The organism is Pseudomonas sp. S4_EA_1b (genome assembly GCF_016307435.1).
GTDB lineage: Bacteria > Pseudomonadota > Gammaproteobacteria > Pseudomonadales > Pseudomonadaceae > Aquipseudomonas > Aquipseudomonas rhodesiae.
In genome coordinates this window covers 20925-30701 of the sequence record NZ_JAEILC010000112.1, presented here as the reverse complement: position 1 = coordinate 30701, position 9777 = coordinate 20925, and the positions used below count along the sequence as shown (strand labels likewise).

8 protein-coding genes are annotated in these 9777 nt (G+C 59.3%); 4 read left to right on the top strand and 4 right to left on the bottom strand.

Annotation, left to right across the window (positions count from 1 at the left end):
• Positions 1–255: 255 nt before the first annotated feature.
• Positions 256–1422 carry a catalase family protein gene (locus tag YA0848_RS29320; RefSeq protein ID WP_034096724.1) on the bottom strand — a complete coding sequence of 389 codons (1167 nt, stop codon included), beginning with the start codon at positions 1420–1422 and terminating at the stop codon, positions 256–258.
• Positions 1419–3227 (bottom strand): di-heme-cytochrome C peroxidase, encoded by a 1809-nt coding sequence (locus YA0848_RS29315; RefSeq protein WP_169903237.1) that lies wholly within the window; start codon positions 3225–3227, stop codon positions 1419–1421. The genes YA0848_RS29320 and YA0848_RS29315 overlap by 4 nt, the downstream gene beginning before the upstream one ends.
• A gap of 247 nt (positions 3228–3474) precedes the next feature.
• Here YA0848_RS29315 and YA0848_RS29310 point away from each other — a divergent pair, with 247 nt between their 5' ends.
• From YA0848_RS29310 to YA0848_RS29295, 4 genes are all read left to right on the top strand, one after another.
• Positions 3475–4206, top strand: a complete 732-nt coding sequence (locus YA0848_RS29310) for an FKBP-type peptidyl-prolyl cis-trans isomerase (RefSeq protein WP_034096726.1) — start codon at positions 3475–3477, stop codon at positions 4204–4206.
• 298 nt (positions 4207–4504) lie between these two features.
• A complete protein-coding gene (locus tag YA0848_RS29305; protein ID WP_034096727.1) occupies positions 4505–4960 on the top strand; it encodes a YkvA family protein in 456 nt (151 codons plus the stop codon).
• Between the two features lie 96 nt (positions 4961–5056).
• Positions 5057–5395, top strand: coding sequence for a helix-turn-helix domain-containing protein (locus tag YA0848_RS29300; protein ID WP_034096728.1), 339 nt, complete (start codon positions 5057–5059; stop codon positions 5393–5395).
• Positions 5392–5763 (top strand): hypothetical protein, encoded by a 372-nt coding sequence (locus tag YA0848_RS29295; RefSeq protein ID WP_034096729.1) that lies wholly within the window; start codon positions 5392–5394, stop codon positions 5761–5763. Before YA0848_RS29300 ends, YA0848_RS29295 begins: the two co-directional genes overlap by 4 nt.
• Here YA0848_RS29295 and YA0848_RS29290 read toward each other — a convergent pair.
• Together YA0848_RS29290 and YA0848_RS29285 are read right to left on the bottom strand one after the other, a co-directional pair.
• On the bottom strand, positions 5760–7529 hold the full coding sequence (locus YA0848_RS29290; RefSeq protein ID WP_034096730.1) for a bifunctional diguanylate cyclase/phosphodiesterase: 1770 nt from the start codon (positions 7527–7529) through the stop codon (positions 5760–5762). The two genes, YA0848_RS29295 and YA0848_RS29290, sit on opposite strands and share 4 nt — an antisense overlap.
• 118 nt (positions 7530–7647) lie before the next feature.
• A complete protein-coding gene (locus YA0848_RS29285; RefSeq protein WP_169868305.1) occupies positions 7648–9729 on the bottom strand; it encodes a carboxy terminal-processing peptidase in 2082 nt (693 codons plus the stop codon).
• Positions 9730–9777 lie beyond the last annotated feature (48 nt).

The window sequence follows — 9777 nt, the reverse complement described above, 5'->3', positions numbered from 1 at the left end:
GCCGTCCCCTATGCCGATGCCTGGGATTTGGTTAGTCGGCCTTTTCTTGCGCGGCTGACGGATAGCCAGGTGCTCGAAGCAAAACGAGGCCGTGCCGAACACCGCGATAAGGGTCAGTACGATCATGCCGAGGATTGAGCTTTCCACAGTGAATTCCTAAATGATGGGGTAGGAAATCACGCTAAGTGCATGGCGAAAACACCTCAATAGACCCGACGCAATCCTTACAGCGTCGGGCCCTTTGTTACGTACTCTTTACGGCGCGTTGCGGCTATGGCGGTAGTCGCTGACCGCTTCATACACCGCCTTGCGCAGGCGGTTGATACCGCCGATGGGGCGGTGCTCCGCGACGCCAAACCAGGGGTTGAACGATTGGTTGTCGCACGCCAGGTTTTGCGCCGGGGTGTCGAAGTCCTGAGCCGGAATCCGGACGGTGGCTACGGTTTCATAGGGCGCGTCGCTCTCTTTCCACTCGATGCTGGTGTCTTCGATGGGCATGAACTTCTGCGGATTCTGCCGCTGGATCTGCAATACGAAGCACGCCGGTACACGATCTGTCGACAGCTGCTGGCTCAAGGCACTGCGCAAGAAGTTCGGCAGGTCCTGGTTCTGTTTGGGCAGCACGTACTCCGGGCAGTTCTGTGGGGCGGGCGCTACGCGGAATTTGGCATTGGCCGCGCCGAACTTGTAGGGCGATACCGAAAAGTAGGTGGTCTGCGTCGGGCTGGCCGGTGCCGGCGCCAGAGTTGCCAGGGCGATAAACAGATGGCGCACTTGCCATGTGCGTGGGTCGATCTTGGGAAAGAACGCCAGCACTTTCTTGCCGTCCGCCTGGGCGCCGATGTTCTGGGCGTACTCCGCGACGTCGCTGACGAAAAAGTTGGGATGGCTGAACATCACAAAGTCTTGTTCGGTACGGCTTTGCTGGTCCGCCAGCAGTTGTTTGCCCGGTACGTCGAGTAACTTGAGCGCCATGCCCCGCGCGTCGCGGATGCTGTCGAACTGTGGGTAGGCATTGCCGTTTGATAACCGCATGCTGGCCTGCCAGGTCTTACCAGGTTCGGCGAACACGCCCTGGCGTAGCGCAGGGTCCAGATCGCTCAATACGCTGACTTCGGCCTTCACGCAGCCATGTGCTTTGGCGTGGGCGTCGCGCAGGTAGCGCGTGCCTTCGCGATGCTGATCGACGATGCGTACCGCCGTCTGGATGATGCCTTGGGTCATCGCTGCTTCACCCGGCGGCACTTGCTCATCTGCCGACACCGGGCCGCTATGTTGCCATGCATACCAGGCCGTGGTCGCCAGCCAGCCAATCAGGCCCAGCGTTACCAGCCAGAGCAACGTCTTGCCAAGAAAGCGGCCAACCCACAACCAGAGGCGTGCAAGCAGGGAAGGGCGGTCATATTGAGATCGAATCATCATGGCAGTTGTTGCTCCAAAGGGCCGCCCAGTACTTTGAGGTATTCCAGCAGCGCCCAGCGCTCCTGCGGCAGCAGGCCACGGCCAATCACGCCGTTGCCTCGTTGGCCGGCACGGAATTCGTGGCCGCTGTTATGGTTACCCGTCACCCGGGTGTCGAACAGGAAGGCATTCTTGAACGCCGCGGTCTCAAAGCCCAAATGGCGCGGATCGTACTCGAAGGTGCCCTTATAAAAGGTGGTGCTGCGCTCATCCTGGGGCGAGAGCAGTTGGTAAATAGTCGGCACCGAGCCATTGTGCAGGAACGGTGGCGTGGCCCACACGCCGGCCAGTGGGCGCGCCTTGTAAGCACGCAACTCGCGCACGCCGATCGGCAGGCCATAGCCATCCAGGCGTGGGCGCTCGGCCGGAGTCACGCCGGCGGCACGGTAGGCATGGTCTTCGACAAAGGCGGTGACGTAGGCCAGGCCTTTGGCCACCGACATTTTCTTCAGGTCCAACGGTTCGGTCGGGGTGGGGTGCAGTTCGACATTCAGTCGGGCCAGTTCGGCCGGGTCCCATTGCAGGGCGCTGAGGTCGTAACGTTGATCAGCGATATTACTGGCGGTACCGGGGTCGGTGCCGATGTATTCAACCGGCAGCATTTTCAAGTGCTGCACTGGCCGACCATTTTCCTCGGTCACATTCGGTACGTGGCAGCCTGCGCAGTTTTCGGCGAACAGCGCACGACCTTGGGCGGCCAGAGGCTTGTCGATGGCGCCGAACAGGTCTTCCGGCCAGGTGGGCGGTTTGAGGCGTTGCAGGGTTTCTTCAATCAGGTTGAGGTCGCGCACCCGTACGCTGGAAGGGTAGCGCGCCTCGCCTTGCAGGGGTTGGCCGGCGCTGTCGAAGAAGGTCAGGGTCGCGCCGACGCCCAGGGCTTCGCCGATGTTGCGTGCCATGGGTTGTTGCGCCGAGCCGTTCCATTGCACCCAGTCGAAGGTCCAGATGTCCCACAGCTGCGGGTAGTCCACGGGGGCATTGGCGACGCGGTAGTTGTCTGGCGAAATCCCATCGCCAAAGCTGGCGTTGGCGATGCGGCCAAAGGCGTCGGTGCGACCGGGGCCCTCTTCGGTGGGATAGAGGCCGCGGTGGGTATCGTTCCAGGCCACTTTGAGAAATTGATTCAGCGACTGTTTGAAGTCCTGACGCAGTTGGCTGCGGTCGGTTTCATATCGATCCCCCAGCACCTGACGGGCGAAGCGCTCGAATTTCCAGGGGTTGTAGTAGGTCGCCGCCAGGCTGGCGACGAGGGCCTGCCCGAAGCTGCCGCCGCGCAGGGTGGGTACGCTTGATGGCAAAACGTGCTGGGCCGAGCCGCCGTCGATACGCAGCGCCTGGCCTTGGAAATGCAACTCGCCGGTATGGCACGCGGCGCAGGTGATATCCAGGTATTCAACGTTGCTGTCGGCGTTTTTGTGGCGGGCGAACCCTACAGGCAGATTGCCGGGGTTTTGCGCGCTGGGCACCTGCTTGGGGTCGACCAGAAAGCCGAAGCGCGCCAGGTATTCTGGTGTGGCAAAGCGTCGCTCGGAGAACGGCAATTCCAGGGCGGTGAACCAATCGTAATGCAGGCCTTTCACCTGGGTGCCCTGAGGCGTGAAGTAGTAGGTCTGGCGGTCGGCGGCGCTCCATTGGTCCTGGTAATGCACCTGCTTCACCGGCACAGGGTCCGGCAGCTTGGGGTTGACGATGTAATAGATCACCACCGTCAGAATCAGGCCCAGCACGAGCCCGATCAGCAGCAAAATACGGGAAAAAATGCGCAAGATAACTATCCTTGTCGAGGGGTTGCGTTGTTATGCCACTAGGCCAGAGGTGCGGCAAGTGGCCATGAGCCTGGATGAAGGCGGTCCCGCGGTCCGTCGCGGGCCCTCATGATGAATGAAAATGCTTTTAAACACGTGAACTTATCGGAAGTTTCCTGCTCACATGCCGGTAGCCATTGGTCGTGGCCGCCTGATAAGCTCGCGACTTTATTCAAATGCCCTATTGGCGCATGAACAAGGAAATAGCATGAAACAGCATCGGTTGGCGGCGGCGGTGGCCCTGGTTAGCCTGGTACTTGCGGGTTGTGATTCGCAGACCAGCGTAGAGCTGAAAACCCCGGCGCAAAAAGCTTCCTATGGCATCGGCCTGAACATGGGCAAAAGCCTTGCCCAGGAAGGCATGGATGACCTGGATTCCAAAGCAGTAGCCCAAGGCATCGAAGATGCCGTCGGCAAGAAAGAGCAGAAGCTCAAAGACGACGAACTGGTTGAAGCGTTCGCCGCACTGCAAAAACGTGCTGAAGAACGCATGGCCAAAATGAGCGAAGAGTCGGCAGCCGCCGGCAAGAAATTCCTCGAAGACAATGCCAAGAAAGACGGCGTCGTCACCACTGCTTCCGGTCTGCAGTACAAGATCACCAAGAAAGCCGATGGCCCGCAGCCTAAGCCTACTGACGTGGTCACTGTTCACTACACCGGTAAGCTGACTAACGGCACTACCTTTGACAGTTCCGTGGATCGCGGCAGCCCGATTGACCTGCCGGTCAGCGGCGTGATTCCAGGTTGGGTCGAAGGTCTGCAATTGATGCACGTTGGCGAAAAGGTCGAACTGTATATCCCGTCCGACCTGGCCTACGGTGCTCAGAGCCCGAGCCCGGCGATTCCAGCCAATTCCGTGCTGGTATTTGACCTGGAGCTGCTGGGCATCAAGGACCCAGCCAAGGCTGAAGCTCCTGCCGCACCGGCCGCCAAGAAGTAATCGGCGCCTGAACACACAACGCCCCGTCTCGACGGGGCGTTGTTGTTTCTGCGGTTCGCGTACATCCAAACGAACGTCCGCAACCTGTAACAGTCTGATATAACACTCGAGCACGGGTAACCGCACAGCAACGCCAAGTCAATGAAATCTTGGGTTTTTTTGAGGTGCGCAAAAAACGCCCGATCTGACTGTAAGCCTTGTAACCCGTGGCTTTCAGGCCGCAAAACAGGCTCTGTTCACAAGGTTATCCACAATTTGTGTGGATAACCTTGTGTGTCGACTGGAACTGGAGTGACCGATGAAACCACCCTTCAATTTCACCCGCTTTTTGCCCATGGCGGCACGTTTGTTGGGGCGTGGACGTTTGCCGACCTTGTTGTTCGCCGTCGCCGCCAAAGGTTCCAGCCAGGGCAGCCGCCTCGGCAAGCTCAAGGACGACCTCAAGCTGCTTCAAGCCCTTTGCCTGGCTTACTGGCGCGGCGAATACCGCGCCATCAGCCCCAAGGCACTGATCTCGATCGTGGCGGGGCTGATGTACTTTCTGAGCCCTGTCGACGCGATCCCGGACTTTATCCCGATGTTTGGTATGTTCGATGATATCGCCGTACTAGCATGGATCATGAAGACGCTGGACGGCGAACTTAACGCCTTCCGTGCTTGGCGTGAGGCACAGCGCCCGGAGAAGCTCGCCGTGGTCGAGCGCCTGCCTGCCACGCCTGCGCTGTTGGCCCAGGAAAACCCGCAAAAAAACTGATTGCATCGCTATCCCCCTGCGACCTATACGGCTGTTAGGATTACACTCCTAAGGAAAGTGCTTACGTTGTAAGTGTTGTTATCCTACGGGGCAGTCATGGATATTCAGATAATTTCACGCAACGGCGCACCCGAATACGCGGTGTTGCCATGGGAGCAGTACCAGGCGCTGCTTAAAGCGGCCGGTCAGCAACAGCCTCCATCTCCTTCTTACTCCTCCGCCCAGGCCGCGTCCGATCAGGACCTGCGCCCTCTCGCCGACCTGCGCGGCCTGCGTGAGACCAAGGGCCTTGCCATTGAAGCGCTGGCCCGCACGGTGGGTATCAGCCCTTCTTATCTTGGATTGATCGAAAGTGGTGAGCGCCAGCCGGATGCTGCGATCCGCCGCAGCCTGGCCTGGGAATTGGGCGTTGCAGGTTGGAGGGATGAATCTTGAGCCTACGTATCAGTCGTCAACACTGGGATGGGTTGCTCAACGAACTGGATCAGGCGCGCCGCCAGCGCCATCTACTGACGTATCGGGCGCTGCTGGAGCGTTTGCAGTTTCCCTCGCCGGCCATGCAGACCTTGGCCGCCGCCCTGGAGCACCTGGCGGCCTTGGATGCCAAGGCCGATCAGCCGCTGCGTAGCTCCTTGGTGATCAGCCAGGGCGCCAGCCGCCTGCCGCGTACTGGTTTTTTTGAATGCGTGGAGCGTCTTGGGCGTTTCAGCGGACCGTCTGACGGTGTGGCCGCTGCCTCCTGGCATGCTTCGGAAGTGGTACGGGTATTCGAATACGAGTATCCGGAGTCCGCCGAGGCTTAAAGCGTTGGCGAGAGCATGTCCATGCTGTTGATCACATGGACGCTATAGCCCTCCATGTCCTTGGCATGATGCTTGGCCTGCGACGCCAGCTCTGCCAACTGGCTGGCGTCGAGCTGTTCACAGGCCTGTGGATGTAGATGGACAACGCCGATCGACAGCGAAAGCAGGGCAAACTCCTGGCGCACACCCTGGCGGTTCAATGCGACGAAGCAGCCGGCATCCAGGTGTTCGGCGCGGTAGAAGCGCCGGCATTGGGTGTGAAAATCATCCAGCAACTGGTTGAGCCGTCTGCGCCAATCCTGCGGCCCCAGTACCAGCAAAAAATCATCGCCACCGATATGCCCGACGAAGTCGCGGCTGGGGTCGACCCGGTCGTTCAGGCACTGCGCCAGGCACAGCAACACCTCATCCCCCCGTCCGTAGCCATAGATATCGTTGAAGGGCTTGAAGCTGTCGATGTCCACGTAGCAGATCACGGATTCCCGTTGCTGCTGTAACAGGCGCGTGAGGCACTGCTGAATCGGCACGTTGCCCGGCAGCAACGTCAGTGGATTGGCGTAGCGCGCCTGTTGGATTTTCAGCTCGGTGATCAGCTTCAGCACGTCGATCACCCGACCCAGGCCTAGGTAGTCACCATTGAGTGTGATGATGAAATCTTCTTCAATCCGTTGCCGCGCGCGGCTGGTCAGCAGGCGGCTGACCTGTTGCAGCGACTGGCTTAGCTCCACTGCCAGGAAGTCACTGCTCATCAGGCGGCTGATGGGCTTGCGCGCGAAAAGATCGGTGGCGAACGGTTTGAGCAGTGCGTCGGACAGCGAATGCCGGTGCACGATGCCCACAGGGTGACCGCGGCCATCGAGCACTGCCAGGGAGTTGAGATTGGCCTGGCGGCGAAAGGCCTCCAAGACCTGGGCGGTGGCGGTGTCTTGATCCACCGCCGGTTGTTCGTTCAGCAGGGCGCTGAGGTCGCTGCCTTCTTCGTTGAGGGACATGTTGGCGCTGTCGGGTTTGGGCAGCATCAACCGGGCTTCCTGCGGTGGCTGTTCCTGTGGCCGACAGAGCAAATAGCCCTGGACCAGGTCGACGCCCATTTCCATCAATACCGCCAGCTCTTCCGGCAACTCGATACCTTCGGCGATCACTTGCGCGCGCGATGCCTTGGCGATTTGCAGGATCGAGCCGACAAACTCGCGCTTGAGCGCATCTTGGTGGATGCCGTCGATAAAGTGCCGGTCGATTTTGACGTAGTCGGGACGTAGCTCTGACCACAGGCGCAAGCTCGAATACCCGGCGCCCAGATCGTCCAAGGCGATGGAAAATCCCATGTTGCGATAGTGGTGCAGGGCGGTCTGCAGTAGATCGAAATCGTCAGTGGGGGTTTGTTCGGTGAGTTCGATCACCACTTGGCTGGGCGGGATGCCGAAGTCGTGCAGCAGTTGCAGAGTGCGGCCCGGCTGGTGTGCCGTTTCCATCAAGGATTCCGGCGAGATGTTGAGAAACAGCTTGCCCGGCAGTTGCTGTTCGCTGAAGCGTCGACAGGCACTCTCGCGACATGCCATTTCCAAATCGCTCAGGCGTCCGGCCTGGCTGGCCACGGCGAATAGCGCGACGGGGGAGTGCAGGGGGCTGTTGGAGGGGCCGCGGCTGAGCGCTTCGTAGCCCAGAATACGTCGTTCGGATAAGCACAGGATCGGCTGGAACAGGCTGTGCAAACTGCCTTGAGCCAGGATTGAGCCCAATGCGTTCAGCTGTTCGGTCATGGTCATGGCGATCTCGATCGAAAAAAAAGGACCCCAGGCATAATGCATGGGGTCCTTTATTTCACGACAGAATGATGTCTATTTGATGACACTCCGGAGAGCGTTCACATTAAATCGCCATCATTTACTGCTTGGCTACCTGCTTGCTGACCTTCAGGTAGTCCAGCAGAATTCGGCCCGTCTCGGCCAAGTAGGCGTCGTCTTCCGGCTTGGTTTTATCCGCCTCGGTTGGCAACGCGTCTTCGTCTTCTTTCTTAAGCTCCTTGAGCGGGTCTTCACCCTTCGCCTTGCGGCGGATGTTTTCCAGGGCCAGTTGCTTGTTTTCGATATCGCTATGCTGCGCACGGCGGTCCGCTTCATTGAGGCTGACGGTTTTTTCTTCCATCAACTTCTTGGCCAGGGCCAGCTTGTCGCGGATGAACACGAATTCGGCGTCCTTGGCGGAGCGGGTGTCGTGGTCAGCTTTGAGCTGTGCGAGGAATGGCTTGAACGGGTCGGATGCCGGCTTGATAGCGGGACGGATGGTGTCCCACGGCATGGCTTCCGGCAAAGCGCTTTCGCCGATTTCCTTGGTGTCGATGACCGACGGAAAATCGATATCCGGCAGCACGCCCTGGTGCTGGGTGCTCTGTCCGGACACCCGGTAGAACTTGGCAAGTGTCAGCTTCAGCTCGCCATGGTTGAGCGGCTGGATAGTCTGCACGGTGCCTTTGCCGAAGGTCTGGCCGCCGATGATCAGCGCGCGGTGATAGTCCTGCATGGCACCGGCGAAAATCTCCGAAGCCGACGCCGAGAGGCGGTTGACCAACAGCGCCATCGGCCCTTTGTAGAACGCGCCCGGGTTTTCGTCTTCCAGCACGTCGACACGGCCGTCGGCGTTGCGTACCAACACGGTCGGGCCTTTGTCGATAAACAGGCTGGTCAGCTCGGTGGCTTCTTGCAGCGAGCCGCCGCCGTTGTTGCGCAGGTCGATGACCACGCCGTCGACTTTTTCCTTCTGCAGTTCTGTCAGGATTTTCTTAACGTCGCGGGTGGTGCTCTTGTAGTTCGGGTCGCCAGCACGGAAGGCTTTGAAGTCCAGGTAGAAGGCCGGGATCTCAATGACGCCCAGTTTGTAATCCTTGCCATCCTGTTTGAGGTTAAGGACTTTCTTCTGCACGGCCTGGTCTTCGAGCTTCACCGCTTCACGGGTGATCGACACAATCTTGCTGGTCTGGTCGTTGGGGGCATTGGTGTGCGGAATCACTTCCAGGCGTACCACGCTGCCTTTTGGACCACGGATCAGCTTGACCACTTCGTCCAGGCGCCAGCCGACGACATCGACCATCTCTTTGTCTGCCTGGGCCACGCCGATGATCTTGTCGGCCGGTGCGACCTGCTTGGTCTTGTCGGCCGGACCTGCTGGCACCAGACGCACGATCTTGACTTGGTCGTTGTCGCTTTGCAGGACGGCACCGATGCCTTCCAACGACAGACTCATATTGATATCGAAATTTTCCGCGTTATCTGGCGACAGGTAATTTGTGTGCGGGTCGTAGGACATCGCGAAGGTGTTGATGTACGCCTGGAAGATATCTTCGGCGCGGGTCTGATCCAGACGCGCCAGCTGATTCTTGTAACGCTTGGTCAACAGCTCTTGGATGGCCTTGGGCTCTTTGCCGGCAATCTTCAGGCGCAGCACTTCGTCTTTGACGCGTTTGCGCCACAGATCGTCGAGGGCAGCGGTGCTGGTCAGCCAAGGGGCGTCCTTGCGGTCCACGAGAAGAGTTTCTTTCTGGGTGAAGTCAAGTTTGTCGACGCCTTTGTCCAGTTCAGCCAGCGCGAAGTCCAGACGCGCTTTGACGCGGTCCAGGTAGCGCTTGTAGATGGTGAAACCGGGTTGCAGGTCGCCGCTCTTGAGGAAGTCGTCGAACTGGGTCTTCCACTTGTCGAACTCAGCGATGTCGCTGGCCAGGAAGTAGCTGCGCGACGGATCCAGCAGCTTGAGGTAGCTGTCGTAGATGATCACCGAGCGCGCGTCGTCCAGCGGCGGCTTGCTGTAGTGATGGCGCTTGAGCAACTCGACGACGTTTAGGCTGGCGATCACCTCATCGCGATCCGGCTGAAGGTTGTCCCAGCTGTTGGCTGCGAACGTATGGGTCGACATCGACGCAAAGCCGAGACCAATGAAAAGAGCGAGGGCGGTGCTGGGGAACAGATGCTTCATGCTGGTTCGACGCGGGGGCAATTGATAACGCATATTAGGCCGTCTTTG

What these genes read in the sequence shown, in the direction of transcription:
- YA0848_RS29310 (WP_034096726.1), top strand. Translation starts at nt 3,475, where the DNA reads ATGAAACAGCATCGGTTGGCGGCGGCGGTGGCCCTGGTTAGCCTGGTA.
- YA0848_RS29305 (WP_034096727.1), top strand. Translation starts at nt 4,505, where the DNA reads ATGAAACCACCCTTCAATTTCACCCGCTTTTTGCCCATGGCGGCACGT.
- YA0848_RS29290 (WP_034096730.1), bottom strand. Translation starts at nt 7,529, where the DNA reads ATGACCATGACCGAACAGCTGAACGCATTGGGCTCAATCCTGGCTCAA.
- YA0848_RS29320 (WP_034096724.1), bottom strand. Translation starts at nt 1,422, where the DNA reads ATGATGATTCGATCTCAATATGACCGCCCTTCCCTGCTTGCACGCCTC.
- YA0848_RS29300 (WP_034096728.1), top strand. Translation starts at nt 5,057, where the DNA reads ATGGATATTCAGATAATTTCACGCAACGGCGCACCCGAATACGCGGTG.
- YA0848_RS29285 (WP_169868305.1), bottom strand. Translation starts at nt 9,729, where the DNA reads ATGAAGCATCTGTTCCCCAGCACCGCCCTCGCTCTTTTCATTGGTCTC.